This is a genomic window from Kribbella sp. NBC_00662 (assembly GCF_041430295.1).
Lineage (GTDB): Bacteria > Actinomycetota > Actinomycetes > Propionibacteriales > Kribbellaceae > Kribbella.
The window spans coordinates 5,622,152-5,648,520 of record NZ_CP109029.1 but is presented as its reverse complement, the minus strand read 5'-3'; the positions used below and the strand labels follow the sequence as shown (position 1 = coordinate 5,648,520).

Here is a 26,369-nt window from a genome sequence, read left to right as displayed (position 1 = left end):
GCCTAGCCGTGCAGAGACATGGAGGCAGGACTCGAACCTGCGCCCTCCCGGTCTACAGCCGGGCGATCTACCCCTGATCTACTCCATGCAATGCGTCACAGCCTAACTGCCGTACGGCGTTCTCGTCAGGACAAATGTGGCGATGTCGAGGTGCGAGATGGTCTCGCCGTCGCGGACGACCCGCAGTTTTTCGCCTGCCAGGTAGCCGTCGCGGCCTTGGTAGAGGTCAGGTCCCAGCGGGGAAAGACGCGTGGTCAGACCACCGCTGAGCTGCAGAATGCCCGCGGAGACGGAGATCGTGAGCGGCGTGTTGCCCCAGTACCAGTGACCGAGCAGGTCGGTGCCTTGGGCAAGCGTCGGCTCGGGCACCCACTCCTGCGCGATCGACGGCTCGTACGCCGCCAGCACGCGCACCAGATCAGGCGCCAGCGAGGCCACTCGCCCGTACGTCGCATTACCGAGCGTCACCGCTCCGATCCGGCGTACCCGATCCACGAACAGCCCCGCGAGGAAGCCCGGCATCGAGCCCGTGTGCCCGATCAGCAGATGCGGATCGTCCGCGATCAGCCGCAGCCCGAGACCGTACGACGCCGTGAGCCCCTCGCGGGGATCCGACGCGACCGGAGCCGCCATCTCCTCGACCGTCTCCCGGCTCAGCACCTCGGGCACCGGATCGATCCAGAACGAGGCATACCGGGCCAGGTCCTCGATCGTGCTCCACAACTGCCCGGCCGGTGCCATCGCACCCGAGTCGTACGCCGGCTCCGGCACCAGCTGCCCGCTGAAAGGATGAACCGAGAACCCCTCGGCCGCGGGCGTCGACGGGAAGTACGTCGTACGCCGCATCTCCAGCGGATCGAGAATGCGTTCCTGCGCCAGCTCCAGCCACGACGCTCCCCGCAGCCGCGCCACGATCTCGCCGAGCAGGCCGTACCCGAGGTTCGAGTAGTGATGCCGTCGATCCGCCGGACCGGCCGCCTGCGACTCGTCCATCGCCGCGGTCAGCTCGTCGAACGAGACCCCTGGATTCCGTTCCCACCAAGGGCCTTCGGGCTCGGCGTTCATCCCGCCGCTGTGCGCGAGCAGGTGCCGGATCGTCCGGTCCCCGAACGCGATCCCGGGCAGATGCTTGCCCACGGCATCGTTCAGCGACAGCAATCCGTCGTCTCGGCACTGCAGCACCAGGATCGCCGTCAGCGTCTTGGTGATCGATCCGATCCGGTACTGCACGTCCGGCCCCGGCAACGCCCCGCCCGCCGACGCGAACCGCCCACGCGCGCCGGTCCACACCAGCGCGCCGTCCCGGATCACGCCGCCGTTCACCGACGGCAGCCTTCCCTCGCTCTGAGCCGCCGCGATCTCGGCGTACAGAGCAGCGGCGGTGTCAGAACGCAAAGACATTACTCAAAAGCCTCCGGTGCCGGGCAGGAGCAGATCAGGTTGCGGTCGCCGTACGCGCCGTCGATGCGGCGGACCGGCGGCCAGTACTTCGAGGCGCGGTCCACCGAGCGTGGGAACGCGGCCTCCTCGCGAGTGTAGGCGTGCTCCCACTTGTCGTTGATCACCGACTCGGCGGTGTGCGGCGCGTTGACCAGGGGGTTGTCCGCGGCCGGCCACTCCCCCGCCGCGACCCGGTCGATCTCGTGCCGGATCGCGATCATCGCGTCGCAGAAGCGGTCCAGCTCGTCCAGGTCCTCGGACTCGGTCGGCTCGACCATCAGCGTGCCCGCGACCGGGAACGACATGGTCGGTGCGTGGAAGCCGTAGTCGATCAGCCGCTTCGCGACGTCGTCGACGCTGATCCCGGTCTCCTTGGTCATCGGCCGCAGATCCAGGATGCACTCGTGCGCGACCAGGCCGTTCTCACCCGTGTACAGCACCGGGAACGCGCCCTCGAGCCGCTTCGCCACGTAGTTCGCGCTCAGTACGGCGGTCTTCGTCGCCGCGGTCAGCCCCTCGGCGCCCATCATCCGGACGTACGCCCACGAGATCGCCAGCACGCCCGCGGACCCGAACGGCGCCGCGCTGATCGGGCCGACCCCGGACTCCGGACCGGCCTGGTCGAGCAGCGGGTGGTTCGGCAGGTACGGCGCCAGGTGCGCCGCGACACCGACCGGGCCGACACCCGGACCGCCACCGCCGTGCGGGATGCAGAACGTCTTGTGCAGGTTCAGGTGGCTGACGTCGCCGCCGAACTCGCCGGGCTTCGCCAGCCCGAGCAGGGCGTTCAGGTTCGCGCCGTCGACGTACACCTGGCCGCCGTGGTCGTGGACGATCTGGCAGACCTCGCGGACACTCTCCTCGTACACACCGTGCGTCGACGGGTACGTGATCATGATCGCCGCAAGCTTCGAAGCGTGCTCGGAGGCCTTGGCCCGCAGGTCGTCCAGGTCGATCGTGCCGTCATCGTTGCCCTTGACAACGACCACCTTCATGCCGGCCATCACTGCCGAGGCGGCGTTCGTGCCGTGCGCCGATGCCGGGATCAGGCAGACGTTGCGGTCTTCGTTGCCCTGGGCCCGGTGGTAGCCACGGATCGCGAGCAGACCGGCCAGTTCGCCCTGCGAGCCGGCGTTCGGCTGGATCGAGACCTTCGCGTAGCCGGTGACCTCGGCGAGCCAGCGCTCGAGCTGACCGATCAGCTTCACGTACCCGGCCGCGTCCTCGATCGGCGCGAACGGGTGCACGTCGGCGAACTCCGGCCAGGTGACCGGCTCCATCTCGGTGGTCGCGTTCAGCTTCATCGTGCAGGAGCCGAGCGGGATCATCCCGCGGTCGAGTGCGTAGTCCTTGTCGGACAGCTTGCGCAGGTACCGCAGCATCGCCGTCTCGGACCGGTGCGTGTTGAACACCGGGTGCGTCAGGTACTCCGTCGTCCGCGGTACTGCGATCGCGGCGGCACCGAGCGTGTCGTCGTACTGAACGCCGAAGGACTGGCAGACCCGGGTCAGCGTGGCGACGTCGGTCTTCTCGTCGCAGGAGATACCGACGTGATCCGCGTCGACGAGCCGCAGCCAGATCCCGTTCTGCCGGGCGGCGTCGACCACGTCGGCGGCCTGACCCGGGACGCGGGCCAGGACCGTGTCGAAGAAGTCGTCGTGCACGACCTCGACCCCGCCTGCCCGCAGCGAGGCGGCCAGCTTGCCGGCGTAGTTGTGCACCCGCTCCGCGATCGCCTTCAGCCCGTCCGGTCCGTGGTAGACGGCGTACATCGACGCGACGACGGCCAGCAGGACCTGCGCCGTACAGATGTTCGAGGTCGCCTTCTCGCGGCGGATGTGCTGCTCGCGGGTCTGGAGCGCCAGCCGGTACGCCGGGGCGCCGTCGGCGTCGACCGATACGCCGACGAGGCGACCGGGCAACGACCGCTCGAGGCCGGCGCGCACGGACATGAAGCCGGCGTGCGGACCGCCGTAGAACAGCGGTACGCCGAAGCGCTGCGACGAACCGATGACGATGTCGGCGCCGGCCTCGCCCGGTGCCTCGAGCAACGTCAGCGCGAGCAGATCGGAGGCCACGGCAACCAACGTGTCGCGCTCGTGGGCCGCCTCGATCAGCGGCTTGAGGTCGCGGACAGCGCCGTTGGAGCCCGGATACTGCACGAGGAGACCGAAGAAGTCGCCCTCGGGCAGGCCCTCGGTGGTGTCGGCGACGACGACCTCGATGCCGAGCGCCTCGGCGCGCGTCTGCACGACGGCGATCGTCTGGGCAAAGCAATCGGCGTCGACCAGGTAGCGGTCCGACTTGCTCTTCTTGTTCGAGCGGTGGGCCAGCGTCATCGCCTCGGCGGCCGCGGTGCCCTCGTCGAGCAGCGACGCGTTCGCGGTCGGCAGACCGGTCAGGTCGGAGACAACGGTCTGGAAGTTCAGCAGCGCCTCGAGCCGGCCCTGGGAGATCTCTGGCTGGTACGGCGTGTAGGCCGTGTACCACGCCGGGTTCTCGACCAGTCGGCGCACGATCACCGACGGCGTGAACGTGCCGTAGTACCCCTGGCCGATCATCGAGGTCGCGATGTTGTTGCGGGCGGCGAGCTGGCGGAGCTCGGTCAGCGCGTCGACCTCGGACGCCGGTTCAGGCAGCCGGAGCGGCTCGGCCGACCGGATCGAGTCGGGCACGGCGGCGTCGACCAGCGCGTCGACGTCGGCGTACCCGAGCAGCTGCACCATGCGAGCGACCTCGTCTGGGCGTGGCCCGATGTGGCGGTCGGCAAAGATTGCGGACAGTTCGGTCATCAGAGGCTCCGTTGCTGACAATGCTTCCGGTCGCCTCCCCCTCTGTCACGCGAGCACGCTCCAGAGTCGCCTGTGGCACTCGGTCCATGGGCCTGAGAGGTTCCGGGGAGGAATTGCCCCTTCGGCGCCCGATGACACGGGTCTCTCCCGAGTGCTGTGTACGGCTGAGTCGAGGCTACCAGGAATCTTCGAACAGTTCGGGCAGCAGTCGCCTGGCGGCGGGCCTCGACTCGAGACGAGTGAAGTCGATCGAGTCGTCTGCGTTCAGCGGCAGCAACATCGTCGCCCACACACCACGGAGCGAGTCAGTAGTGAGTGGGCGCACAGAGTAAAGCTGTGTCAGCCCGTCATGCGGGCGCGACGGCGGGCAGCGAGCTCGTCGCCCGCGTGGCCGTCGGAGTCGCCTTCGTCGTGGCCGTCGGCGCGCTCCGTGGGCAGCTCGGACAGCGAGCCCTCGACCTCGCGCCAGACCCCGCCGAGCGCGATACCGAACACACCCTGGCCGCCGGCCAGCAGGTCGATCACCTCGTCGGGTGACGAGCACATGTAGACCGACGCGCCGTCGCTCATCAGCGTGATCTGGGTCAGGTCGTCGAAGCCGCGCTTGCTCAGGTGGGCGATCGCGGTCCGGATCTGCTGCAGCGAGATCCCGGCGTCGAGCAGCCGCTTGATCACCTTCAGCAACAGAACGTCACGGAAACCGTACAACCGCTGCGTCCCGGAGCCGGTCGCCGGGCGAACCGACGGCGAGACCAGACCGGTCCGCGCCCAGTAGTCGAGCTGCCGGTAGGTGATCCCGGCCGCGGCGCAGGCCGTCGGGCCGCGGAACCCGACATCCTCCGGCATCGGCCGCAGGTCGTCGTCGAACAGCAGACCCTGGACGCCGGCGGTGGCCGTAGCAGCTGCCACAGCCTCGGCGTGCGCGTCGGACGTCGACTGCGCCGTCAGATCCGTGTCGCCGGTGCGTGTCACGCCTGAGCCTCCCTGGATACCGACTGGAACGAGCCATCTGCGTGGAGTGACAACACCCCACGACTCCTTCACGGTAAGCCGCCACCCTGACCGGGTCAACGACAACCGCACCGAGCCGGGAGCGTGTCGCGACCGCCGTACGAATCGTTACCAAGCCGATCTTGTACCACCTGGAGCCAAATCCCCGGGTGGGTTCAACTCTTGTCGAAGTCCTCCGGGGTCACCTGGTCGAGGAACTCGCGGAACCGCTCGACCTCCTCTTCCTCCACCACCTCGTCGTCGGCCGTCTCACTCTCCGGGACCGGGATGCCGGCCTCGGCCAGGATCTCCTCCGCGCAGAACACCGGGGTACCGGTACGCAGCGCGAGCGCGATCGAGTCTGACGGCCGTGCGGAGATCTCGGTCTTGTCGTCGAACACCAGGATCGCCTCGAAGATGCCGTCGTTGAGGTTCACGATCCGGACCTGGCTGAGCGTGTGCCCGAGCACCCGGATGGTCTCCGCGAACAGATCGTGCGTCAGCGGCCGGGGCGGCTCCATGCCCTGCTGGGCGAACGCGATCGCACTGGCCTCGGCGGCCCCGATCCAGATCGGCAGATACCGCTCTCCGCCGACCTCTTTCAGCAGCACGATCGGCTGACTAGAGGGCATCTCAACCCGGACTCCGACCACGTCGACTTCGCGCACACCTTCAGCCTACTCCGCAGGGAAGCCCCAAGCTGCCCCACCGGGTTCGCTACGGACGTGGCAGCCGGGAACGGACCAGTGCGGTATGCAACCGAACCGTCAGCGCCGCCAGCTCCCCGGTCTGCTCGGTACGGCGGGGTCCGGTCACCTGCTCGATCAGCCCGACCTCCCGGTCGGCCGCCGTACGGAACGCGCGCAGGTGCCTCGGCTCGAGGCCGTACCCGGCCAGCTCTGCGGCGACCTGGGCGATCACGATCGCGTCACCCGCATAGTGGTTGCCGCTGGCCACCACCAGGCCGTGGCTCTCCAGCTCACCGAGCAACTCGGCGGAGACGCCCGCGGCGGCCAGCAGCTCGGTCCGGGTCAGCCGCAGCTCGGTGCCCGGGGCACCGAAATCGTCCGCGACCGGCTGACCGGGGGTCTGCGGCAACGAGCTCGGCGCGACCGGCGGACCCGCGGCGGCAGGCCGTAGGCCGCGGTCGATGGCGCCGAGATGTTCCTTGATCACCTTCAGCGGCAGGTACTGGTCGCGTTGCGCGGTCAGCACGTAGCGCAGCCGCTCGACGTCGGCGGCACTGAATTTGCGGTACCCCGACGCCGTGCGGGCAGGCGTCACCAGTCCCTCGGCCTCGAGGAACCGGATCTTGGAGATCGTGACGTCGGCGAACTCGGCCTGCAGCAGCTGCAGTACCTGACCGATGCCGCGACCTTCCGCCGGCCCTCCGGCCGTGGAATCAGCGGCGCTCGGATCAGGCCTGGCCACTGGCGTAGTACACCAGCCGGTACTTGCCGATCTGAACCTCGTCACCGTTGTTCAGCTGGACCTCGTCGATCCGGTCGCGGTTGACGTAGGTGCCGTTCAGGCTGCCGACGTCGCGGACCTTCACGCCGTACGTGTCGCGGCGGAACTCCGCGTGCCGGCGGGACACGGTCACGTCGTCGAGGAAGATGTCGCTGTCCGGGTGGCGGCCTGCGGTGACGACGTCGACGTCGAGCAGGAACCGGCTGCCCGCGTTCGGGCCGCGCTGGACGATCAGCAGGGCCGATCCGGCCGGCAGGGCGCCGACGGCGGCCTCGTCGTCGGCGGACAGCGGCTCACCGGTCTGCTCCGGCTCCGGCTCGGCGCCGATCGGAGTCAGCATTGCGGTGTCGGTGACGCCCGGCGTCGGCTGAGGGGTCGCCGGTGCTGCCGCCGGGCGGTCCGCGCCAGGCAGCATCGCTCCGCACTGCGAGCAGAACCGGCTGCCCTCGGAGTTCTCGTGCCCGCACTGGTTGCAGAACGGCATGCTGTGATCCTCCCGATCGCCGGGTGTCCGGCGACGTTTTCGATAGACCCCGTATGAACAGTGTGACGTGCTGGAACAAGATGAAAGGGCCTCAACCCTCGACCAGCGGTTGAGGCCCAAAACCTATCAGCTCTGGTCGAGCTGTCCCTGATAGGCATCGGCGTCCATCAGCGCGGCGACCTCGGCCGCGTCCTCGACCTCGATGTCGAGCAGCCAGCCCTCGCCGTACGGGTCGCTGTTCACCAGGTCGGGCTGGTCGGCCAGCGCCTCGTTCACCGCGGTTACGGTGCCGTTCACCGGGGCGAACAGGTCGCTGACGCTCTTGGTCGACTCCAGCTCCCCACAGGCGTCGCCGGCCCGCACCGTGCTGCCGACCTCGGGCAGCTGCACGTACACGATGTCACCGAGAGCGTCCTGCGCGAAGTCGGTGATACCGACCCGCACCGGTCCCTCGCTGCCGGCCTTCAGCCACTCGTGCTCGGCCGTGTACTTCAGGTCTTCGGGGTACACCTTCGTTCCTCTTTCGCTCAAGGAGAACAGCTACTTGGTCGGGCTGGGCGCCGGGCGAGCGTAACTATGCTCCTCCGGGGCGTGCAAGGCGGACACGAGGACCGTCGGCAGCTCGTTCACCTCCGCCGTTCCACCTACCTGCGGACCGGTCACCTCGCTGACCAGACCGCCGGGGAAGTTGGCCGCCTCGGACAGGTTGTGCGACTCCCCGATCGCCTCGATCACGTACGGCGAGTTGACCTTCTGACCGTCGATCTGGATCCCGGGCGGGTCGTCCACGAAGTCGGTGCTGGCGACCACCCGGACCGACCCGTTGATCTGGATCGCCTCGGCACCGGCGTCGCGCAACTCTTCGATCGCGTCCAGCAGGTTGCTCGAGGTCATCTTGCCCTGCGGGTCGTTCAGCGTGATCCGGACACCGGGACCTGTCGCGGGCAGCGTACCGGCCAGGATGCCGAGGGTGCGGACCTGGGCCTCGGCCTGCTCGCGCGCGGTCTGTGCCTTGTCGGCGCTGGAGGACAGCGAGTTCTTCCGCTCCTCCAGCTCGGCGATCTCGCTCTCCAGCCGGCGGGTGTTCTGGCCGAGGCCGTCCAGGATCGCGATCAGGTCCTCGCGGCGGGCGTTCTGGTAGCCGTCGTCGGCCCGGTTGACCCGGACCTGGACCACGGCCACACCGGCGACCAGCGCCAGTACGACGGCCACGATCGCCTGGCCGCGGGACGGCTTGAAACCGGCCTTGAGCCGCCGCAACGCCAGGTTGGGCGTCTTCGGCTTGGGCATCGGGGTCGGCGTCGCCGGCTGCGGCGCCTCGACCGAAGGCTTGGCCACCTGCTCGGCCTTGGCCGGCTGCTCAGGCTTGGCCCGCGGCTCGGGCTTGGCCTGCGGCTCGGGCTTGGCCTGCGGCTCGGGCTTGCCGGGTTTGTCCGGTTTGTCGTCTGCCATGTCAGGCCCGGAAGATGTGGCGCCGGATGGCGGCCATGTTGGTGAAGATCCGGATGCCGAGCACGACGACCACGCCGGTCGACAGCTGCGAGCCGACGCCGAGCTGGTCACCCAGGTACACGATCAGGGCCGCGATCAGCACGTTCGAGACGAACGACACGACGAACACCTTGTCGTCGAAGATCCCGTCCAGGAACGCCCGGAGCGCGCCGAACACCGCGTCGAGCGCGGCCACGACCGCGATCGGCAGATAGGGCTGGGCCCAGTCCGGTACGTCGGGCGCGACCAGCAGACCGATGACGACACCGACCACCAGTCCGAGTACGGCGATCATCTCGATCCCACTTTCGCGTAGCGCAACGCGATGGTCGCATCGGCCGGCACCAGCAAGGAGTCCTCCGTCGTGATCGTCATCCGGACATCGAAGTTGCTGACCAGGTACTGCACCCAGCGGCCGCCCGAGCTCTGCGCGAACCGGGCCGGCATCGTGGCGGTGTCCCCGATCGCGAGCACTGTGTACGGCGGGGTCAGCGAGCTGTAGTCGACCGTGATCGCGCTGCCCGCGCCGCGGATCGCGGTCAGCGAGGTGATCCGGTGACCGTTCACCGAGACCGCCTCCGCGCCGGACGTCCACAGGCCGTTGACCAGCTGCTGCAGGTCGACGTCGAGCAGCCGGCCCTCTTTGGAGTCGGCGTTCTTCGCATCGTCGATGACCGCCTTCAGCCCGGGACCGGTGACCGAGATCGCCCCGGTCTGCAGCTCCAGGTCGTCGAGCTTCTGCTGCAGCGCCGCACCGGTGCTGTCGTTGCTCAGTCCGCTCGCCTGCAACCGGCGTACTTCGTCGGCGAGGTCGGACTGGTGGTTGCGCAGACCGGTCAGGCGGTCGTCGGCCTGGTTGATCCGGTCGATCAGCTCGCTGCGCTGCTTCTCGGCCTCCGGCGCGCTGCGGTAGTTCTGCGAGGCGGCGACCGCGAGCAGGAAGCCGAGCACGAGCGTGGCCGCCACCAGCATGATCCGGTGCCTGGAGCGGTGCGCCTTCGCGCCGTCCTTGGGCCGGGTCCGGGCGGCGACGGCGTACCCCTCGTCGATCGGGTGCGCCATCAGGTTGTTCAGCAGCGACATCGACGCGTCGACGCGCCGAGGCTTCTGCGCCGGATTCTGCGTCGAATTCTGCGTCGGTTGCTGGGGGGCTTGCTGTGTCACGGATCTACCCGGCCGCGTCCTTGATCGGTTTCACCGTCTGGACGAGGTGCCGCAGCTGGGCGAAGTACAGCGCGCCGGCCCAGTAGTACAGACCGGTCCCCCAGATCGCGAACGCCCAGCCGAACACGCGGGCGAGCAGGTTGAGGGTGGAGTCGCCGTCGCCGAGCAGGAGCAGCGGGAACGCGTACAGCAGGCAGAACGTGGCGGACTTGCCGAGGAAGTGCACCGGCAGCGCGTTGAAACCGCGGCGGTGCAGGGCCGGCAGGGTCAGGGTCAGCAGCAGGTCCCGCAACGGCAGTGCGATCGCCAGCCACCACGGGATGATGTCGCGCAACGCCAGGCCGACGACGGTCGCGAAGATGTACAGCCGGTCGGCCACCGGGTCGAGCATCTGGCCCAGCCGGCTGGTCTGGTTCATCCGGCGGGCGATCTGGCCGTCCGCCCAGTCGGTGAACCCGGAGATCGCCAGCACCAGCAGCGCCCAGCCGTCCTCCTTCGGGCCGAGCACCAGCCACAGGAACAGCGGCACACCCAGCAACCTGAGGAAGCTGAGCGCGTTCGGGATCGTCCAAACCCGGTCGGACACTTCCAAGTCCGGCACGCGACCCCTCCCTCTCTCACCCTGATACCCGTCGTAACTCTACTGGGGCGCCTCGACAGGTTTACGTCCGGCCATGCCGGGGCATGCCCCGACTTTCCCCTGATTACCTGAACGCGCCCGCCCGTGGTCCGCTATGGGTGGTGCGAACCGGTGACCCGATCGATACCCGAGAGTGATCCTTGGAACGGGAGGGCTGATCATGAAGTTCTTGGTGCTGATCTACGGGAACCCGGAGTCGCGGGCGGTGTGGGACTCGCTGTCCGACGAGCAGAAGAAGGAAGGCATGGCGGGGTACGCCGGCCTGCACGAGGCGCTCGAGGCCCGCGGGGAGCTGGTCGCGTCGGAGTCGCTGGACGACCCGGGGCTGACCAAGCAGGTGCTGGTCCGCGACGGGAAGCCGCTGACGACGGACGGGCCGTTCGCCGAGGTGAAGGAGCAGCTGGCCGGGTTCTACCTGCTGGACTGCGACTCGATGGACCGTGCGGTGGAGATCGTCGCGCAGATCCCGGAGGCTCCGTTCAGCGTTGTGGAGGTCCGCCCGGTCCGTGATCTCGGCGCGTTCATGTGATCGAGGAGCTGCTGCGGGAGCAGGCGCCGCAGGTGCTGGCCGCGCTGGTCCGGCGGTACGGCGACTTCGACGCGTGCGAGGACGCCGTACAGGAGGCTCTGCTCGCTGCGTCGCTGCAGTGGCCCGGTGAGGGTGTTCCGGCGAATCCGCGCAGCTGGCTGATCACGGTCGCGTCGCGGCGACGGATCGAGGTACTGCGGAGCGAGGCGGCCCGCACCCGGCGGGAGGAGGCGGTCGCCTTCGCGCCGGATCCGGAGCCCGCGTCGTCGGTCGACGACTCGCTGACGTTGCTGATGCTGTGCTGCCATCCGGCGCTGACGTCGCAGTCGCAGGTCGCGCTCACGCTGCGCGCGGTCGGCGGGCTGACCACCGGCGAGATCGCCCGGGCGTTTCTGGTGCCCGAGGCAACGATCGGGCAGCGGATCAGCCGGGCGAAGGCCAAGCTCCAGGGCGCACGGTTCGCGATGCCGCCGGCGTCGGAGCAGCCCGAGCGACTGGCCGCCGTACTGCATGTGCTGTATCTGATCTTCAACGAGGGCTACACGGCGTCGTCCGGTACGTCGCTGCACCGGGTCGGGCTGAGTACGGAGGCGATCCGGCTGACCCGGCAGTTGCGGGCACAGCTGCCGGCGGAAGGTGAGGTGGCCGGGCTGCTGGCGTTGATGCTGCTGACGGATGCGCGGCGTCCGGCCCGCACGACGGCCGACGGGGCGCTGGTGCCGTTGCCGGAGCAGGACCGGACGTTGTGGGATGCCAGAGCGATTGCCGAGGGCACCGAATTGATCACGTCCACGTTGCAGGCGGCGCCGGTCGGGCGCTACCAACTGCAGGCGGCGATCGCGGCGGTCCACGACTCGGCCGCGCGGGCCGAGGACACGGACTGGCGCGAGATCCTGATGCTGTACGAGCTCCTCGAGTCGACCGCGCCCGGGCCGATGGTGACGCTGAACCGGATCGTCGCGGTCGCGATGGTGCACGGACCGGCTGCCGGGCTGGCGTTGCTCGACGACGTGGATGCCGCGTTGCAGGGGCACCATCGGCTGGCTGCTGTTCGTGCGCATCTGCTGGAGCTGTCCGGCTCCGCGGTTGCCGCGCGACAGGCTTATGAACTCGCCGCGCGGCTCACGCAGAGCCTTCCTGAACAGCGCTACCTGCAGGCGCGCGCCGCTAAGCTTTCGGCCGCCCCCAGCTGAGCTCGGCCTCGATCTTCAACTCCAGTACGCCGTCCTTCGCGTACGGGCGGACCGCTTCCTCCACGATCGCGTCGAAGTCGGCGGCCTCCTCGGGCGTCATCAGGTCCCGCGCCAGGCTCGACGTCGAGTGGAACTGCTCGATGTAGTCGGCGACCTTCTGGTGATAGCTGACGGGCGCGGTCCGCGCCGTGCCGCCGAGCTCGAGCAGACCGCGGTCGCGGATCGCCTCGAAGACGTTGTACTTCGGGTCGTGGCTCTTCTTGCGTGAATGCCGCTGGATTGCCTGCATGACCCCGTCCCACCACGGCATGTCGACGGGGCCGTGCTCGATGACGACGAGCTGGGCGTTCGGGGTCAGGTGCGGGACGATCCGCGCGAACGTCTCCTCCCACGGCATCCAGTGGATGCTGGCGCCGGCCGTCACCAATGCGTACGGGCCGTGGAGGTCGGCGGTCTCGATCGCGCTGACCTGCCAGCTGATGTTCGGGCGGTCGCCGCCGGGGCGCTGCTTGCCGGCTTCGACCATCGGTGCGGAGAAGTCGATCGCGTCGATCTGCTCGACCCGCGGCGCGAGCGGCCGGGTGATCGCGCCTTCACCGGCGCCGATGTCGAGCACGCGTCGTGGTTCGTCGGTGATCAAGGCTTCGACGCGGTCGAAGACCTCGTCCGGGTACGGCGGCCGATGCTGATAGGCCTCCGCTACCGCCTCCTGCTGGAACGTCGCCGCAAGCTCAGTCATGGCTCGGAGCCTAGTCCGGGCTGTGCCGCTTCGACGGCCGATTCTGCTGCCGGCCTAGCGCGGAACTCGGGCTTCTTCGGGGTCGTTGTTGGTGAGCCAGGCACGCAACTCGTGCATCGCGCGGGCGGTCGACCAGCGGGCCAGGTCCGGCCACGAGTGCTCGCGGCGGAGGTCCTGGATCAGGCGGGTGCCGACGTAGTACCCGATGCGCTGCGGGAACTCGGACTCGCCGCTGAGGGTGAGGAAGCGCCGGCTGACGGCGGCGTCCTCGGAGTCGAGGTTGGCGAGGATCGCGGCACGGGCGGCTGTTTCGCTGCGACGGCAGTCGGCGAGCCAGTCGTCGTACCCGGGGCCGAACCAGAGGTGTTCGGCGAGGCCGTACTGCGGGAACAGCTCGGCCGTGAGCGCAGTGGCGAAGCCTTCGCTGTAGATGTCCTGGCCGAGCGGACCCTCGTCCGGCCAGGGCTGCTCGGGAAGCGGCGCCTGCAGTGCGTGCGCGATCTCGTGGGCGGCGAGGATCTCGGCGGCGCGTTCGTCGGGAATCAGTTCGACCGCGAGGTACAGCGTGCCGTCGGCGACCCAGCCGTTCGAGGTGGCGAGCCCGACCATCGCGATCCCGTCGATGTCGAGGTGGCCGGCGTCCAGCAGCGGCACGACACGGTCAGCCGCCTGCTCGATCCAGCGGGTCGAGTGCGGCGCGTTGGTACGGATCCGGTCCGCGAACTGTTCGTACGCCGCGAATGCCTTCTCCCGTTGAGCTTGCTGCAGCGTCCGGCCGGATCTGGTCAGATCGTTGAGGACCTCCGGGTGCTTCTCGACGTAATCGTCCCAGGACCTGTCCGGGCTCGCCCAGAAGTCGAGGAACTCGGGCACCAGGTCCCGCACCGTCACCGTCATTCGGTCCCCCAGACCGTCGCGTGCTGCTCGAAGTGCGCCGGATCGCTGTGCACCGGGATGACGCAGAAGAGGTGGCCGCCGGGGGCTTTGAGGGTGTGGCAACCCTGCCAGCTGGCGATCTCCACGGCGCCGAGCTCGGTCAGCCGGGCGACCTCGGCGGCGACGTCGTCGGTCTCGATGTCGAGGTGGTACCGCGGTTCGTCGTCGATGGACTGGATCGCGGCGACGTATCCCGGGATCGCGTCGTGCAGGCTGATGAACTGCGGCTCGCCCTCCGGCGACGACGTCCGGACGCCGAGCGCCTCGGACCAGAACGTCGTGGCGGCGTCGACCTCGTCCCGCCGTACGTCGATGAGGAACGTCGAGACCCGGCTGCGATGCATGCGATTCAACCTATCGTCCGTGCGGGTTCCGGAAGGTGCTCGTCCGGAACCGGGGTTAGCGTGCTGACATGGTGATCGATGAGTCGCAGGTGACCGTCGTACCGGCGAACGAGGCGTCGTGGGAGGACCTGCAGACAGTCTTCGGTACGGCGGACGCGGGTCAGTGCCAATGTCAGCGGTTCAAGATCCGCGGGTGGATCTGGCGTGACTCGACGCTGGACGAGCGGATGACGCGACTGCAGGACCAGACCGCGTGCGGCGTCCCGGACGCGGAGTCGACGAGCGGACTGGTCGCGTACGTCGACGGTGAGCCCGCGGGGTGGGTCGCGGTCGAGCCGCGGACGGCGTACCCGAAGCTTCGGACGTCGCGGGTGCCGTGGGCGGACCGCTCCGAGGACAAGGACGACGAGAGCGTCTGGGCCGTCACCTGCATGACCGTCCGCAAAGGCTTCCGCGGCCGAGGCCTCACGTACCACCTGGCCCGCGCGACGATCCCGTACGCCCGCACCCGCGGCGCCCGCGCACTCGAGGCCTACCCGATGTTCACCCAGCCCGGCAAAACCATCACCTGGGGGGGAACTCCACGTCGGCCCCCACCAGGCCTTCGAAGAAGCCGGCTTCCAGCAGATCACCCACCCCACCCTCCGCCGCACCGTCATGCGCATCGACCTCAAGTGAGTCAGTCATAGGTGGCCTGGGCCTGCCAGGTTGCCTGGTGGAGGGTGAAGAGCCAGGCGCGGGTGTCGGCGGTCTGGAACTGGAAGCGGGCCTGGCGGGACTCGGTGGCGGGGTCCCACCAGCGTTCGGTGCTGAGCCAGGGGCCGGCCCAGGCGGTGATCGGATGGATTTTGTTGCTGTCGGCAACTTGAACGCCAGGGCCGCTCGCAGGGAGCAGGGAGAAAGCGGTCGGTACGCCGGACAGCTCGCCGCGGGCGCTGACCGACACCTGGGCGCCGTCCGCGGCGAACACCTTCGCGGGGATCGGCTCCGGGAAGATCGTGGTCGGCGCGGGCGTCGGCCAGCGCCCCGCTCCGGCGCTCCCGGTGATCGCCCCGGGCCACGGCTGGTCGGGCGGCCGGGCCGGCACCGGCGGATCGCCCCACGGGATCAGCGTCTGCCGGTCCGCGAACCCTCGCCCGCCACCGATCACCACCGACACCACCGCACCGTGACCGAGCATGCTCTGCACCCGCGACAACGCCCGGTGGATCCGCTCGTCCGGGCCGCCGCCCCACAACCCGTCGACATGCGCGCCGACCGGGTCTGCCTGGTCCGGGATCAACCGGACCCGCACGACCGGCGAGGTCAGCTCGCTGGTCGCCGTCCCGCTCCCCTGCAGCTGCCAACGCACCCGGTCCACCACGTCGGCCGCGGTGAACCAGCGCGGATGCAGCCACTCCCGCTCGTGGATCCGCCCGGACTCGGTGCCGACCTCGACCCGCAGCGTCGTACACACCAGGCCGAGCTCGGTCAGCCGGACGATCAGCTCGTCGGCGATCGCACGGACCGCGAACGCGACCTGGTCGACCCGGTCCACGGACGGCTCGAAGTCGAGCGCCCGGGTCAGCTCCGGCGGGACCTCGCGGCCGGTCACCGGACGATCGTCGGCCCCGCCGGCCAGCCGGTGGGCGAAGGCGCCACTGGGGCCGAACCGGGTCAGCACCTCCGTCCCGGACAGCTGGGCGAACGCACCCAGCGACCGCAGCCCCAGCCTGCGCAGCAGATCCGTGAGCTCCGGCTGCTCGAGCAGGTCGACCGACAACGGCGCGAGGAACTCCGGTGATCCGCCCGGCGGCACCACGTGCACCCTGGTCCGCGCGGAGCTCGCCCGCGCCGCCTGCTCCGCGGCGAACGGACCGTCGGCGATCCCGACCCGGCTGCCCGGCACGTCGAACGTCTCCAACCGGTCGAGCAGCTTCTCCGCCGCCGCCTCCTCGCTGCCGTAGAACCGGGCCGGACCGCGTGCCTTCAACGCGCACATGCCCGGCCGGATCACCTGCACGCCCGGTGTGATCGCCTCCAGGCACGCGATCACCGGATCGAACGCACGCGCGTCGATCACCGGGTCGTACTTCAGCACGACCAGCTCCGGGCACCGCGACTGCGCGTCCCGGGCCCGCTGCCCGCGCCGCACCCCTTCGGCCCGCGCGGCCGCGGAGGTGGCGAGCACCTTCCCCTTCTCCAGCACGACGATCGGCTCGTCCGGCGACCGCCCGGTCGCCACCGCGGCCGCCGTCACCGGCCAGTCAGGCACCCAGATCACCATCGTGCGCGTGAGCCCATGGCCGGCCATCAGCCCACCGCGCCGATCTCTTCCGCCCATTCCGCCTGCCACTCGGGAGCCTGCTCGTGGGTGGTGGGCTTGGCGGGGCGGACGGTGCCGTCGGGGCCGGGGAGCCAGAGCTCATGGCGGCGGCCACGCACGGCGGCCCGTCGACCGGTCACCGCGACCGTCGCGCGGCGGGCGGTGATCAACCCCTCGCCGTCGCCGAGACCGGTCCAGGTGTTGCTCTCGATCTCGAACCTGGCCTCGCTGCCGGGCCACGAACCATAGGCGATCAGCATCGCCCCGCGGGTCCGGAGCCGGGCGGCGAGCCGGGACGCCTCCCCCGGTGTCACCTCTCCGGGCGGCCGGACGACCACCACCGTCAGCGCGTCCACCAGCGCGGCGACGACGCTGAGCCAGTCCCGGCCGGGGTCCGGGACCAGCACGAGCCGCTCCAGATCGACCCCGAGCCCACGCGCCGCCTCGGCGCCGAACGACGGCACTCCGACGACACCACACCAGGCGCCCTCCGCGGACGGACCGGCCATCAGCGCCATCACCAGGGCGGCGCTACCACGCACGGAGTACACCGAGCCGCCGCGCAAGCTCGCACCCGCCAGCAACTCACTCACGGCCGGATGAGTGGGCAGCTCCCGATCCACCCCGGCCGTGTCCAACGCCTGCTGCACCCGCGCAACCGACGGCACCCGAGTAACCCCACCCTCGACCGAAGCAAGCCGCACCCCCGACTCGTCACGACCCCCAAAGCCGCCGTCACGGGAGCCGCCGTCACGGGAGCCGGTGTCGCGGAAGCCGGTGTCGCGAGAGCCGCCGTCACGGAAGCCGGCGGCATCGCCAGAGCCGGTGTCGAGGTAGTCGCGGTCGCGGGAGCTGCCGTCTAGGTGGGTGTCGGGGTCCAGGTGGGGATCTAGGTGGGTGTCGGGGTCGAAGCTGGTGACCGGCGCCAGACGGGTGGGGGCCGGGAGGCTGGGCGGGAAGCCGGGAGCTGCGAGGAGGAGGTCCTCGGCGGCCGCCTTCTGGGCCTTGGCCTGGGCGAGGAGCAGGCGTGCCTGGTCGAGTGCCGTGACCCGGCTCGTCGCTGCCTTGCTCCCCGTCATGAATCCATGTTCGAACACCTGTTCGAACATGTCAATCCGGTCGTCCACAGGCCCGGGATCTGATTAGAGTCGCAGCCATGCGACGCGTCGAACACCCCCGGTTCACCGCCGCGCTGCGCGAGATCGAGGCCAGTATCGACGCCGCCTGGGACAGTTTCTGCACCGACTCCGGCGTCCGCACAGGTACGCCGGAAGCCCGCGAGCTGGCCGAGGTCGTACTGCAGGACCCGTCCGAGTTCGACTGGCGGGTCGTGGACGGAGCGCTCAACCAGCTGACCTGCCCCGACTGCGGTTCCACCCTCGGGGCCGGCGCGAGATGTGCGAACTGCGACCAGGCGAACGGCTTCCGTTTCGCAGCCCGCGAGACCGACCGTCCCGGCGTACCCCCAGGAAACGAGCACGCGATCCGCGTCTCCTCAGCCGTGGCCAGGACCAGAGACCGATACACACCCCGGGCCCGCGCGGGCTACGAGCTTCTCCTCCCCGACCTGCTAGCCGGGCTGCTCCCCACGACCGCCCAGGCGCAGCACCTCAAGCACCTCATCAACCAGCGCACCGACGACGAGCTGGAACACCTCCTCACGCCGCAGGACCTCCAGCTCGACACATAGGGTAGGAGCCATGCCGAGGACTATTGCTACCAACACCAAGGTCGACCTCGAGGGGCTGCTGGAGTTCGTGCGGCCTCGTCATCACATGCTGCTGATCACGTACCGGGCGGACGGGACGGCGCAGGCATCACCGGTCTCCGGAGGTGTCGACACCGAGGGCCGCATCGTCATCTCGTCGTACCCGGAGCGGGCCAAGAGCACCAACGTGAAGCGGACCGGCAAGGCCGGTGTGCTCGTGCTGTCGGACGACTGGAACGGCGCCTGGGTGCAGGTGGACGGCAGTGGTGAGGTGATCGAGCTGCCGGACGCGGTGGAACCGCTGGTCGACTACTACCGTGCGATCTCCGGCGAGCACCCGGACTGGGACGAGTACCGCGAGGCGATGGTGAAGCAGGGCAAGTGCCTGATCCGCATCACCCCGGAGCGCTGGGGTCCGCTCGCCACCGGCGGCTTCCCGGCCCGCCTGGCTGACTGATGCGTACGGCGCTCGTCGTCCACGCGCACCCGGACGACGAGGTCTTCGCCACCGGCGCCGCTACGTCTGTCCTGCACGAGCAGGGCTGGCACGTCGTACTGCGAGTCGCCACCGCCGGGATGCACGGAGCAGCCGACCACCTGACCGCCTCCTGCGCACTACTCGGGATCGACGAATGGGACTGGCTCGGAGCCGACGGCGCTGCACAGCCCACCGGCGCTGAAGGCCGCTGGATCGACGACGGCGGCCTGAACGGCCCGCAGACGCCGGCGGCCGCCGATCCCGCCGAGCTGGCCGCGGAGATCGAGACCGCCGTACGTGTGATCGAGCCGGAGCTCATCCTCACCGTCGGCCGCGACGGACTCACCGGGCACCCGGACCACATCGCGATCTCACAGGCAGTCCAGCGAGCACTCCAGCACGTCCGCTGCCGTGCGCTCGGTGCACGCGTCAGAGCGCAAGACGTGCGCGCCGGTGAACACCTGGTCCAGCAGTTCGCGCCAGGACAACGGGTCGGCTCTGGCCACATCAAAGGATCCGACGCCCCGCTCGAAGAGATCAGCGGAGCGTCCGAGCGGCGCAGACGGCAGGCACTCGACGAGTACTACGACGGTCTGGGCAGCAAGCCGCTCGAGGAGCTCATCGGCGTCCACCGGTCGAGCAGCGACGGGCTGCTCCTCCGTGCGGTCTTCGACGCGACCGGCTGGCAGCTCGACCGGTTCGAGGAGCTCACGGCTTGGCCGAGCGACGCTCCATCGTCTCGGTGATGCGCTGCATCGCACCTTCCAGGTGTTCGCGCAGTGCGGCCTCGGCGCCGGCCTCGTCGTGTGCGACGCACGCATCGAGGATCGCCTGGTGCTCCCGGCGGGTCTGCTCGATGCGGGCCTTGGTCTGCCGGGATCCGAACCGGTAACGCTCACTGTTCTGCCAGACCGGCTCGATCGCTCGCGGCAGCCACCGCGAACCGCCGGCACGGTAGATGGCGAAGTGGAACTCGGTGTGTGCCTGCCGGGACGCGATGTTGTCGCCCAGCTTCGACAACCGGACGTGCTCGGCCAGAGCGTCGCGTGCGGTCGAGGCATCCGTGTCGGAGAACCGCGTCGCGGCCGCACGCACCGCCAGGGATTCCAGCGCCAAGCGGGTCGCATGCGTGTCCTGCAGGTCCTCCATCGACAGCTCACGGACCCAGGCGCCCTTGTGCGGGACGATCTCGACCAGTCCGAGCGCAGCCATCCGGCGGAGCCCTTCGCGGATCGGCATCTGGCTCATGTCCAGCCGCTTGGCGAGCTCCTCGAGCCGCAACGCCGTACCGCTGGGAAGCTCGCCGGACAGGATGAGTTCGTGCAGTTCGGCGGCGGCTTCCTCGGCGAGCGTACGACGGCCGGTCGGCCCCCCAGGCGTGAGCTCGAGTCGTCGGATCATCAGTAGCGGGCTGCCTCTCTCCTATTCAGCTCTGGAGGTACCGTAGCCGCCACTCGGGTATCTGCGGGCCTCCGACGACGGATTGCTCAGCTCGGACCTCGAACAAACGCAAGTGGTCTATGCCAGCCGGAGTGCGGTCAGGTCCAGCAGTACCCGCCCTGCTTGCCGATCCAGCACATCAGTGGCGCGGTCCGCAGGGATCACGTCGTACTCCGCCCGCCAGGACGCCGGTGCGATATCCGCGAGTGCCTGACCGACCGCATCCGGTGTCAGTGCAGTGCGCTGAAGGTTCACCGGCAGCACCCGGAGGTCGCGGCCGATCAGCTGGTGCAGATCGATCGTGGTGAACTCACCGGCCTTGTAACCCAGTACGGCGATCCGCCCGCCCGGGGCGATGTGTCCCAGCACCCCACCGGTCACCGGACCACCCATGGTGTCGATCGCCGCGTCACACCACTGCAGCTCCCGACCAACCTGCCCCAGACCGTCCACGCGCACGATCTGGTCCACCAGCCCGGTCGCCGCATCAACAGACGCTTCCATGGCCACCAGACCGATCACCCGCGCCGCACCGGCCGACCGTGCGACCGCGGCGCACATCCGCCCGAGCACGGCGTTCACTCCGGTGACCACAACGGTCTCGCCCTTCAGTACGTCGGCCACCCGTCGTACTGCGGTGTGTGCGGTCAACACCTGCGTCAGCAACGTGAGTGCAGCGCCCGGCTCGAGCGACGCCGGCAGTCGATGTACGGCGGCATCCGGCACGACGGCGTACTGACCCCACACACCCGGTCTCGTCACACCGACGCCGTCGCCGCGGACGAGCACAGCTGTCCCGGGCTCGATCACATCGGAGCTGACGACCACACCGGTTCCCTCGGAGCCTGGCACGAACGGCAGCGACGGCTGCTTGCCGGCCAGCGTCGACCGGTCCTGCGGAGTCACTGCGGCCAGCCGCATCTCCACCAACGTCTCACCCGGACCGGCGGCCAGCTCGACCTCTTCGGCCTTCAGCTGCTCACCCGGCCCGTGACTGTGCAACACAGTCCCCCGTGTACTCACGCCTCATCCCCGTTCACGATTTGATATCTGATCACAACCTCGACCAGACAGCACACCCGTCTCACCACGCGGCGACCTCCTTCGCCAGCGGCCGCGTCAGCACCTCGGCCGTCGCGGACCGCGCGGCGGACACTCCGTCGCTGCCCATCGGGAACGGCCAGTCACTCCCGGCCAGCACCCGCTCGGGCCCGAACGTCCTGTGCAGCAGTTCCAGTACGGCGTCGTCGTGGACCAGATCGTCGACGTAGAACCGGCGCAGCGCCTCCGCGACCGGCAACGACACCGGCTCGATCCCGGGCCGGTCCGTGTCGATCCCGCGCTGCCACCGGCCGGCAACGGCCGCCGTCACACCACCCCCATGGCACAAGCAGAACCGGATCCCTGGAAACCGCCCCGGCACGTCGGCGAAGACGAGCGAAGCGGCGGCCACTCCGGTCTCGTACGGATTCCCCAACAGGTTCGACAAGTAGAACGAATCAAGCCGCTTGTCGTCACTGCTGCCGGGGTGGATCAAGGTGAACGCCTCCAGCACGTCCAGCACCCGCCAGACCGGATCCAGCCCGGCGTAGCTCGGCGTACCCAGTGCGAACCCGCTGAACACGCCCTCACCGGCCAGACCGGCTGCCACCGACGGCGCGGTCGGGTCGAGCAGCGGCAGGTGCGCCAGCACTCGCAGTTGCGGTGTAGCAAGCTCGCGGAGTCCCTGGTTCACCAGATCGGCCCACTCGACCCCGGCGTCGTACCGGAAGAGCGCGGGCGGCACGGAGACCACCGCGCCGTCCAGCGACTGCTCGGTGATCCAGCTCAGCAGTGCGGCCGGGTCGGCGAGCCGGCGCAGCGGCAGTCGCTGTCCGTCGACCACCAGCGAACCGCTGTCGACGGACAGACCGAACTCACCCCGGTGCGCCGCCGACAGTACGGTCGGCGGGATCAGGTGGGTGTGGACGTCCCAACCGGCCATGTCAGCGTGCGTCCTCGTCGTTGTCGTAGAAGTCCGGCCGCTCCGGGTAGTGCGGCCCGTCGTACACCTCCAGCAGGACAGAGGTCTCCTCTGCTCGCGTCGGCCCGTGCGTCACACCCTTGGGGTTCCAGTAGAAGCTGCCCTTGGTCAGCGTGGTCCCGGTCGGCAGGTACACGTACCGGCCGGACAGGCAGAACATGAACTGGTTCGAGGCGTGCTTGTGCTCGGACGGAATGCCGGAGCCCTTCTCGAAACGCACCAGGGCGATCGAGGCCTCGGTCTCCGGATCCCGCCAGAGCATCTTGTGGGACAAGCCGTCCAGCGACTTCTCGACCCACTCCAGGTCGTCGGTCTGCAGCAGGATCTCCCGCAGCGGTTCGTCGAAACTCACGGGACCTCCCGACCGGTTACGTGTGTGTACAGCTGCTCGGCCACACCCGCGGCCATCGGCGCAACGGCCGCGATGTGACCGTCAGGCCGGATCAGTACGACGCTCTCCGGCGGGACGCTGTACCTGTTGGTGGCGACACTGCCCGGGTCGAACAGAGCGCGGTCCCGCAGACCGGAGTCATGCGGCGCATCCCACCGGGAGACGGCGTAGTGCTGCAGCGCCGGCGACTGGTTGACCGGGATCTCCGGCCGACGGCGTACGTCGGTGAAGTAGAGCGCCACGAACGAGTCACGGCACAGGTCGTGGATCGTGGTCCGGCCGGTCGGGCTCTGCAGCACCAGGTCCGGCGCCCGGTCTCCGGCCCGCACCGCCGGCGGGGAAGCGGAGGTGGCCACCATCGACCAGTCCCCGACTCCCTCCACGTCCAGCCGCACGCTCAGCAGGGTCCTGTTGTACGCCGTGGCCCACGCGCCGGTGCCCTCGGTGACAGCACCACGCTGGAAGGACATGTACTTCCGAGCGGCCTCGGCCATCTCGCCCGAGCCCTCGATCGCCACCGGACGCTGCTCCTGCTCGTACCCGTCCAGCAACGACGGATCGGCCCAGCCACGCAGTACCCAGGCAAGCCGCCACGGCAGGTTCGAAGCGTCCAGCGCACCCGTGTTCAGACCGAGCGCCCACATCGGCGTGATCAGGTGGGCGGCATCGCCCATCAGGAACACCCTGCGGTCCTTGGTCCACTGTTCCGCGACCCGGTGATGCACGTTGTAGACGACCGAGCCGAGCAGCTCGATCCGGTCCACCTCACCGATGAACTGCTTCACCTTCACCAGGAGGTCCTCGTCGCCCGGTGCGTCAGCGCCCGGCGCCAGCGGAAACAGGAACCGCCAGTTGTCGGGCTGCCGGATCAGCACCATCCACTCGGACTTGTCCGCGAAGTACGCGAGGTACGGGTAGTCCCTGGCGTTGTTGACGTCCAGGTCCACCACGACGTCGATCAGCATGTACCGCTCCGGCAGGGTCTCCCCCACCACCTTCACCCCGAGCGCATCGCGGATCCGCGAACGCCCGCCGTCACAGGCCAGCAGGTACGACGCCTCCAGCTCCTGCGGACCGTCCGGCGTCTCCAACTGCAGCACGACACGGTCGTCACGTACTTCGAACGACGTCATCCGGTGCTGCGTCCGGACAGGCTCCGGCAGCGCCGCGGCCAGCAGCGGCTCCATCTTCTGCTGCGGCAGGTTGATGACGAACGGGAACTGCGTGTCGTTCGCCAGCTCGGCCAACTGCACCGAGGCACGCGGGGTGTTCGTCGCGCGGTCGATGTCACCGATCTCGTCGATGCGCAGGGCAGCGCCGAGGATGCGGTCGACCGCGCCGTACCGGTTCCAGATCTCCAGCGTCCGGCTGAGCGTCGTACCGGCCTTGGTGTCCGACGACAGCACGGCGTCCTCTTCCAGCAGCACGTACGGGATGCCGTAGTGCGCCAGACCGAGCGCGGTGGTCAGACCGATCGGTCCGGCACCCACCACGGCAACAGGCAGTTGGTTCACTCATTCACTCCGTGCGACTAGATAAAGCTCGTGAGCTTGGCAAAGGCACGTTCCCGGGCCAGTACCGACCCGGTCATCGCGGCCGCGTCGGACAGCAGGAACAGCAACGGCCCGACCACGTCGTCGGGGTCGCCGATACCTATGGTGTCGTGCCAGTGATCCCGGTCCGCACCGCCGTTCGCACTACGGAACTGTTCGGTGTCGATGACGCCCGGCGCCACCACGTTCACCCGGACCCGGTCGCGGGCCACCTCCACCGCCAGCGACTTGGCGAACGCCACCAGCGCCGCCTTGCTCGCCGCGTACGCCGACGCGCCCGCGTACCCGGTCGAGGCCAGCCCCGACGTGAACACCACCACCGATCCGGACTGCCGCTCCACCATCTGCGGTACGACGGCCTGGCATGCCCAGACCACACCGTCGAGGTTCACCTGCAGCGTCCGGGTCCACTCGGCCGCATCCATCTCCAGCACGGTCGACCGCGGCTGCACGGCCGCACCGGCGACCAGTCCGTCGATCCGCCCGTACCGGTCCAGCACACCGGCCACCGCAGCGTGTACGGCGGAGCGGTCCGCCACGTCCACCTCGACGTACTCGACCTTGTCGGCTGGCGGCGTGACGTCGAAGACCACCGCAGTACCGCCGGCGGCGTTGACCGCATGCGCGAGCGCCGCACCGATGCCGCGTGCGCCACCTGTGATCACCACGACCTCACCGGTCGCGTCGAAGGTCGCCTTCATGACGTCTCCTTCTGCTTCGACGTCATCGTCTCGGTGATCCGCTGGAACGCGCCGGCCAGGTGGCTGCGTAACGCCAGCTCGGCCGCATCCGGGTCCTGCGCGACGCACGCGTCCAGGATCGCCTGGTGCTCCTGCCGGCTCTTCTCGATCAGGAACGCCGTCGGCCGGCTGCCGAACCGGTACCGCTCGCTGTTCTGCCACACCGGCTCGATTGCTCGCGGCAACCATTGCGACCCGCTGGCCCGGTAGATCGCGAAGTGGAAGTCCGCGTGGGCCTCACGAGCACCCGCGGAGTCCTCTGCTCGCGACAGCCGCAGATGCTCGGCCAGCGCAGCCGCAGCCTTCGTCAGGTCCTCATCGGTGAACCGGGCCGCAGCCGCCCGTACGGCGAGACTCTCCAGCGCCAGCCGGGTCTCGTGGGTGTCGCGCAGATCGGACAGCGACAGGTCACGGACCCACGCGCCACGGTGCGGGATGATCTCGACCAGCCCCAGCGCCTCCAGCCGACGGAGTCCTTCCCGCACCGGCATCTGGCTCATCTCGAGCCGGCTGGCCAGCTCCACGAGCCGCAGCGGCGTACCGCTCGGCAGCTCACCGGACAGGATCAGCTGGTGCAGCTCGGCGGCCGCGTGCTCGGCGAGGGTACGCCGTCCGCTCTTGCCGCCACCTGGCAGCAGTTCCAGAGGCCCGCTCATGCGCGTGCCACTCGGTTGCGCAGCTCGCCGAGTTTGTCGGAGCGGGTGACGACCACGTCGCCGTCCTGGAGGAACACCTGTGGTTCGCGGGCGTTGCCGATGCCGGCCGGCGTACCGGTCAGCAACAGGTCGCCCGGGCGCAGCGTCATACCGAACGAGAGCTCACTGATCAGCGTGGCGACGTCGAACGCCATCTGTCGCGTCGACGCGTCCTGGCGTACCTCACCGTTGACCAAGCACTGCAGGTGGATGTCCTGCGGGTCGCCCACCTCGTCGGCGGTCACGATCCACGGTCCCAGCGGCATGGTGTCGTCGATGCTCTTGCCCTTCAGCCACTGACCGCCGTGCGCACGCTGCAGGTCCCGCTGCGACACGTCGTTCGCCAGTGTGTAGCCCCAGACGTGGTCCAGTGCGTCCGCGACCGCGATGTTCTTGCCGGTCTTGCCGATCACCAGCGCGACCTCGGCCTCGTAGTCCCACTTGGCGGAGACAGCCGGATCCCAGGCGATGTCGTCGTACGGACCGATCACCACATCCGGGCCCTTGGTGAAGAAGGTCGGGTGCTCCGGCCGGTCCACGTCCTGGCCCTCGCGTTTACCCTTGCTCTCCTCGAAGTGGTCCCAGTAGTTCCATCCGGTGCACAAGATGTCCCGCCGGAACCGCCGCAGCGGTGCGCGCAGGATCGCTTCGTCATAGGGGATCTTGTCGACCACATCGGCCGGACCCGCGATCACGTCGACCAGGTCCGTTGCCGATAGCAACAGGATCGAGTCCCCGTCGAGTACGCCGGGCACCTCGCGCCCGGCGTACTCCACCGTCACGTACTTCATCTCAGGTCCACTCGACGCCACGCATACAACTCA

At 69.3% G+C, this 26,369-nt stretch carries 30 protein-coding genes, 1 tRNA gene and 1 riboswitch; of the genes, 6 read left to right on the top strand and 25 right to left on the bottom strand.

Going from position 1 to position 26,369, the window contains the following annotated elements; genetic code table 11:
- Positions 1–16 precede the first annotated feature (16 nt).
- From OHA10_RS28140 to OHA10_RS28085, 12 genes are all read right to left on the bottom strand, one after another.
- A tRNA-Tyr gene (locus tag OHA10_RS28140) sits at positions 17–88 on the bottom strand.
- A 14-nt stretch (positions 89–102) separates the two neighbouring features.
- Complete coding sequence (locus OHA10_RS28135; RefSeq protein WP_371401760.1) at positions 103–1,401, bottom strand: serine hydrolase domain-containing protein; 1,299 nt, start codon at positions 1,399–1,401, stop codon at positions 103–105.
- Positions 1,401–4,232, bottom strand: coding sequence for an aminomethyl-transferring glycine dehydrogenase (gene gcvP / locus OHA10_RS28130; RefSeq protein ID WP_371401759.1), 2,832 nt, complete (start codon positions 4,230–4,232; stop codon positions 1,401–1,403). The genes OHA10_RS28135 and gcvP overlap by 1 nt, the downstream gene beginning before the upstream one ends.
- 70 nt (positions 4,233–4,302) lie before the next feature.
- A riboswitch (glycine riboswitch) is annotated at positions 4,303–4,392 on the bottom strand.
- Positions 4,393–4,571: 179 nt separating this feature from the next.
- Complete coding sequence (locus OHA10_RS28125) at positions 4,572–5,078, bottom strand: MerR family transcriptional regulator (protein ID WP_233714804.1); 507 nt, start codon at positions 5,076–5,078, stop codon at positions 4,572–4,574.
- A gap of 320 nt (positions 5,079–5,398) precedes the next feature.
- Positions 5,399–5,890, bottom strand: a complete 492-nt coding sequence (locus tag OHA10_RS28120) for a bifunctional nuclease family protein (RefSeq protein WP_371401758.1) — start codon at positions 5,888–5,890, stop codon at positions 5,399–5,401.
- Positions 5,891–5,939: 49 nt separating this feature from the next.
- Positions 5,940–6,653, bottom strand: coding sequence for a MerR family transcriptional regulator (locus tag OHA10_RS28115; protein ID WP_371401757.1), 714 nt, complete (start codon positions 6,651–6,653; stop codon positions 5,940–5,942).
- A complete protein-coding gene (locus tag OHA10_RS28110; protein WP_371401756.1) occupies positions 6,640–7,176 on the bottom strand; it encodes an FHA domain-containing protein in 537 nt (178 codons plus the stop codon). Before OHA10_RS28110 ends, OHA10_RS28115 begins: the two co-directional genes overlap by 14 nt.
- A 126-nt stretch (positions 7,177–7,302) precedes the next feature.
- Positions 7,303–7,686 (bottom strand): glycine cleavage system protein GcvH, encoded by a 384-nt coding sequence (gene gcvH, locus OHA10_RS28105; protein WP_371401755.1) that lies wholly within the window; start codon positions 7,684–7,686, stop codon positions 7,303–7,305.
- A gap of 30 nt (positions 7,687–7,716) precedes the next feature.
- The gene (locus tag OHA10_RS28100; RefSeq protein WP_371401754.1) at positions 7,717–8,628 is read right to left on the bottom strand and encodes a DUF881 domain-containing protein; all 912 of its coding nucleotides are present in this window, start codon (positions 8,626–8,628) and stop codon (positions 7,717–7,719) included.
- Position 8,629: 1 nt separating this feature from the next.
- On the bottom strand, positions 8,630–8,962 hold the full coding sequence (locus OHA10_RS28095; RefSeq protein ID WP_371401753.1) for a small basic family protein: 333 nt from the start codon (positions 8,960–8,962) through the stop codon (positions 8,630–8,632).
- Positions 8,959–9,831 carry a DUF881 domain-containing protein gene (locus OHA10_RS28090; protein ID WP_371401752.1) on the bottom strand — a complete coding sequence of 291 codons (873 nt, stop codon included), beginning with the start codon at positions 9,829–9,831 and terminating at the stop codon, positions 8,959–8,961. The genes OHA10_RS28095 and OHA10_RS28090 overlap by 4 nt, the downstream gene beginning before the upstream one ends.
- A gap of 4 nt (positions 9,832–9,835) precedes the next feature.
- Positions 9,836–10,432: a CDP-alcohol phosphatidyltransferase family protein gene (locus OHA10_RS28085; protein WP_137254768.1), complete on the bottom strand. Its 597-nt coding sequence runs from the start codon at positions 10,430–10,432 to the stop codon at positions 9,836–9,838.
- Between the two features lie 199 nt (positions 10,433–10,631).
- Between OHA10_RS28085 and OHA10_RS28080 the strand changes: the two genes are divergently transcribed.
- Together OHA10_RS28080 and OHA10_RS28075 are read left to right on the top strand one after the other, a co-directional pair.
- Entirely contained in the window at positions 10,632–11,000 is a 369-nt protein-coding gene (locus tag OHA10_RS28080) for a YciI family protein (RefSeq protein WP_371401751.1), read from the top strand.
- Positions 10,997–12,193, top strand: a complete 1,197-nt coding sequence (locus OHA10_RS28075) for an RNA polymerase sigma factor (protein ID WP_371401750.1) — start codon at positions 10,997–10,999, stop codon at positions 12,191–12,193. Before OHA10_RS28080 ends, OHA10_RS28075 begins: the two co-directional genes overlap by 4 nt.
- On the opposite strand, the gene OHA10_RS28070 is transcribed toward OHA10_RS28075, so the two are convergent.
- Genes OHA10_RS28070 through OHA10_RS28060 form a run of 3 tightly spaced genes read right to left on the bottom strand, consistent with a single transcriptional unit; the run spans position 12,168 to position 14,212 of the window.
- Positions 12,168–12,932 carry a trans-aconitate 2-methyltransferase gene (locus OHA10_RS28070; RefSeq protein WP_371401749.1) on the bottom strand — a complete coding sequence of 255 codons (765 nt, stop codon included), beginning with the start codon at positions 12,930–12,932 and terminating at the stop codon, positions 12,168–12,170. The two genes, OHA10_RS28075 and OHA10_RS28070, sit on opposite strands and share 26 nt — an antisense overlap.
- A 54-nt stretch (positions 12,933–12,986) precedes the next feature.
- Positions 12,987–13,829 (bottom strand): hypothetical protein, encoded by an 843-nt coding sequence (locus OHA10_RS28065; protein WP_371401748.1) that lies wholly within the window; start codon positions 13,827–13,829, stop codon positions 12,987–12,989.
- Entirely contained in the window at positions 13,826–14,212 is a 387-nt protein-coding gene (locus OHA10_RS28060) for a VOC family protein (RefSeq protein ID WP_371401747.1), read from the bottom strand. Before OHA10_RS28060 ends, OHA10_RS28065 begins: the two co-directional genes overlap by 4 nt.
- Positions 14,213–14,280: 68 nt before the next feature.
- Between OHA10_RS28060 and OHA10_RS28055 the strand changes: the two genes are divergently transcribed.
- Positions 14,281–14,901, top strand: coding sequence for an N-acetyltransferase family protein (locus OHA10_RS28055; RefSeq protein WP_371401746.1), 621 nt, complete (start codon positions 14,281–14,283; stop codon positions 14,899–14,901).
- Here OHA10_RS28055 and OHA10_RS28050 read toward each other — a convergent pair.
- Both OHA10_RS28050 and OHA10_RS28045 read right to left on the bottom strand, forming a co-directional pair.
- Positions 14,892–16,505: a DNA polymerase Y family protein gene (locus tag OHA10_RS28050; protein WP_371401745.1), complete on the bottom strand. Its 1,614-nt coding sequence runs from the start codon at positions 16,503–16,505 to the stop codon at positions 14,892–14,894. The two genes, OHA10_RS28055 and OHA10_RS28050, sit on opposite strands and share 10 nt — an antisense overlap.
- Positions 16,505–17,596, bottom strand: coding sequence for a hypothetical protein (locus OHA10_RS28045; RefSeq protein WP_371401744.1), 1,092 nt, complete (start codon positions 17,594–17,596; stop codon positions 16,505–16,507). The genes OHA10_RS28050 and OHA10_RS28045 overlap by 1 nt, the downstream gene beginning before the upstream one ends.
- A gap of 77 nt (positions 17,597–17,673) precedes the next feature.
- On the opposite strand from OHA10_RS28045, the gene OHA10_RS28040 reads away from it, so the two are divergent.
- From OHA10_RS28040 to OHA10_RS28030, 3 genes are read left to right on the top strand one after another with little or no spacing between them, the layout of a single operon-like run.
- Complete coding sequence (locus OHA10_RS28040; protein WP_371401743.1) at positions 17,674–18,207, top strand: hypothetical protein; 534 nt, start codon at positions 17,674–17,676, stop codon at positions 18,205–18,207.
- Between the two features lie 10 nt (positions 18,208–18,217).
- Entirely contained in the window at positions 18,218–18,682 is a 465-nt protein-coding gene (locus tag OHA10_RS28035) for a PPOX class F420-dependent oxidoreductase (protein ID WP_134098771.1), read from the top strand.
- Positions 18,682–19,449, top strand: coding sequence for a PIG-L deacetylase family protein (locus OHA10_RS28030; RefSeq protein WP_371401742.1), 768 nt, complete (start codon positions 18,682–18,684; stop codon positions 19,447–19,449). Before OHA10_RS28035 ends, OHA10_RS28030 begins: the two co-directional genes overlap by 1 nt.
- Here the strand turns inward: OHA10_RS28030 and OHA10_RS28025 are convergent.
- The 8 genes from OHA10_RS28025 to OHA10_RS27990 all read right to left on the bottom strand — a co-directional run bounded on the left by OHA10_RS28025 (position 19,412) and on the right by OHA10_RS27990 (position 26,336).
- A complete protein-coding gene (locus OHA10_RS28025; protein ID WP_371401741.1) occupies positions 19,412–20,104 on the bottom strand; it encodes a GntR family transcriptional regulator in 693 nt (230 codons plus the stop codon). The genes OHA10_RS28030 and OHA10_RS28025 overlap by 38 nt on opposite strands.
- Before the next feature lie 117 nt (positions 20,105–20,221).
- Positions 20,222–21,166: an alcohol dehydrogenase catalytic domain-containing protein gene (locus OHA10_RS28020; protein ID WP_371401740.1), complete on the bottom strand. Its 945-nt coding sequence runs from the start codon at positions 21,164–21,166 to the stop codon at positions 20,222–20,224.
- A gap of 61 nt (positions 21,167–21,227) precedes the next feature.
- Complete coding sequence (locus OHA10_RS28015) at positions 21,228–22,127, bottom strand: amidohydrolase family protein (protein WP_371401739.1); 900 nt, start codon at positions 22,125–22,127, stop codon at positions 21,228–21,230.
- 1 nt (position 22,128) lies between these two features.
- The gene (locus OHA10_RS28010) at positions 22,129–22,518 is read right to left on the bottom strand and encodes a cupin domain-containing protein (protein WP_363877438.1); all 390 of its coding nucleotides are present in this window, start codon (positions 22,516–22,518) and stop codon (positions 22,129–22,131) included.
- Positions 22,515–24,071: an FAD-dependent monooxygenase gene (locus OHA10_RS28005; protein ID WP_371401738.1), complete on the bottom strand. Its 1,557-nt coding sequence runs from the start codon at positions 24,069–24,071 to the stop codon at positions 22,515–22,517. The genes OHA10_RS28010 and OHA10_RS28005 overlap by 4 nt, the downstream gene beginning before the upstream one ends.
- Positions 24,072–24,088: 17 nt before the next feature.
- Positions 24,089–24,811: an SDR family NAD(P)-dependent oxidoreductase gene (locus tag OHA10_RS28000; protein ID WP_371401737.1), complete on the bottom strand. Its 723-nt coding sequence runs from the start codon at positions 24,809–24,811 to the stop codon at positions 24,089–24,091.
- Positions 24,808–25,506 carry a GntR family transcriptional regulator gene (locus tag OHA10_RS27995; RefSeq protein ID WP_371401736.1) on the bottom strand — a complete coding sequence of 233 codons (699 nt, stop codon included), beginning with the start codon at positions 25,504–25,506 and terminating at the stop codon, positions 24,808–24,810. Before OHA10_RS27995 ends, OHA10_RS28000 begins: the two co-directional genes overlap by 4 nt.
- On the bottom strand, positions 25,503–26,336 hold the full coding sequence (locus OHA10_RS27990; protein ID WP_371401735.1) for a fumarylacetoacetate hydrolase family protein: 834 nt from the start codon (positions 26,334–26,336) through the stop codon (positions 25,503–25,505). The genes OHA10_RS27995 and OHA10_RS27990 overlap by 4 nt, the downstream gene beginning before the upstream one ends.
- Between the last annotated feature and the right edge of the window lie 33 nt (positions 26,337–26,369).

Bases quoted from the DNA above. Each gene is read 5' to 3' on its own strand.
- OHA10_RS28135 (WP_371401760.1), bottom strand. From the start codon at position 1,401: ATGTCTTTGCGTTCTGACACCGCCGCTGCTCTGTACGCCGAGATCGCG.
- gcvP (WP_371401759.1), bottom strand. From the start codon at position 4,232: ATGACCGAACTGTCCGCAATCTTTGCCGACCGCCACATCGGGCCACGC.
- OHA10_RS28125 (WP_233714804.1), bottom strand. From the start codon at position 5,078: ATGCCGGAGGATGTCGGGTTCCGCGGCCCGACGGCCTGCGCCGCGGCC.
- OHA10_RS28110 (WP_371401756.1), bottom strand. From the start codon at position 7,176: ATGCCGTTCTGCAACCAGTGCGGGCACGAGAACTCCGAGGGCAGCCGG.
- OHA10_RS28100 (WP_371401754.1), bottom strand. From the start codon at position 8,628: ATGGCAGACGACAAACCGGACAAACCCGGCAAGCCCGAGCCGCAGGCC.
- OHA10_RS28095 (WP_371401753.1), bottom strand. From the start codon at position 8,962: ATGATCGCCGTACTCGGACTGGTGGTCGGTGTCGTCATCGGTCTGCTG.
- OHA10_RS28080 (WP_371401751.1), top strand. From the start codon at position 10,632: ATGAAGTTCTTGGTGCTGATCTACGGGAACCCGGAGTCGCGGGCGGTG.
- OHA10_RS28070 (WP_371401749.1), bottom strand. From the start codon at position 12,932: ATGACTGAGCTTGCGGCGACGTTCCAGCAGGAGGCGGTAGCGGAGGCC.
- OHA10_RS28065 (WP_371401748.1), bottom strand. From the start codon at position 13,829: ATGACGGTGACGGTGCGGGACCTGGTGCCCGAGTTCCTCGACTTCTGG.
- OHA10_RS28060 (WP_371401747.1), bottom strand. From the start codon at position 14,212: ATGCATCGCAGCCGGGTCTCGACGTTCCTCATCGACGTACGGCGGGAC.
- OHA10_RS28055 (WP_371401746.1), top strand. From the start codon at position 14,281: ATGGTGATCGATGAGTCGCAGGTGACCGTCGTACCGGCGAACGAGGCG.
- OHA10_RS28050 (WP_371401745.1), bottom strand. From the start codon at position 16,505: ATGGCCGGCCATGGGCTCACGCGCACGATGGTGATCTGGGTGCCTGAC.
- OHA10_RS28045 (WP_371401744.1), bottom strand. From the start codon at position 17,596: ATGACGGGGAGCAAGGCAGCGACGAGCCGGGTCACGGCACTCGACCAG.
- OHA10_RS28040 (WP_371401743.1), top strand. From the start codon at position 17,674: ATGCGACGCGTCGAACACCCCCGGTTCACCGCCGCGCTGCGCGAGATC.
- OHA10_RS28035 (WP_134098771.1), top strand. From the start codon at position 18,218: ATGCCGAGGACTATTGCTACCAACACCAAGGTCGACCTCGAGGGGCTG.
- OHA10_RS28030 (WP_371401742.1), top strand. From the start codon at position 18,682: ATGCGTACGGCGCTCGTCGTCCACGCGCACCCGGACGACGAGGTCTTC.
- OHA10_RS28025 (WP_371401741.1), bottom strand. From the start codon at position 20,104: ATGATCCGACGACTCGAGCTCACGCCTGGGGGGCCGACCGGCCGTCGT.
- OHA10_RS28015 (WP_371401739.1), bottom strand. From the start codon at position 22,127: ATGGCCGGTTGGGACGTCCACACCCACCTGATCCCGCCGACCGTACTG.
- OHA10_RS28000 (WP_371401737.1), bottom strand. From the start codon at position 24,811: ATGAAGGCGACCTTCGACGCGACCGGTGAGGTCGTGGTGATCACAGGT.
- OHA10_RS27995 (WP_371401736.1), bottom strand. From the start codon at position 25,506: ATGAGCGGGCCTCTGGAACTGCTGCCAGGTGGCGGCAAGAGCGGACGG.
- OHA10_RS27990 (WP_371401735.1), bottom strand. From the start codon at position 26,336: ATGAAGTACGTGACGGTGGAGTACGCCGGGCGCGAGGTGCCCGGCGTA.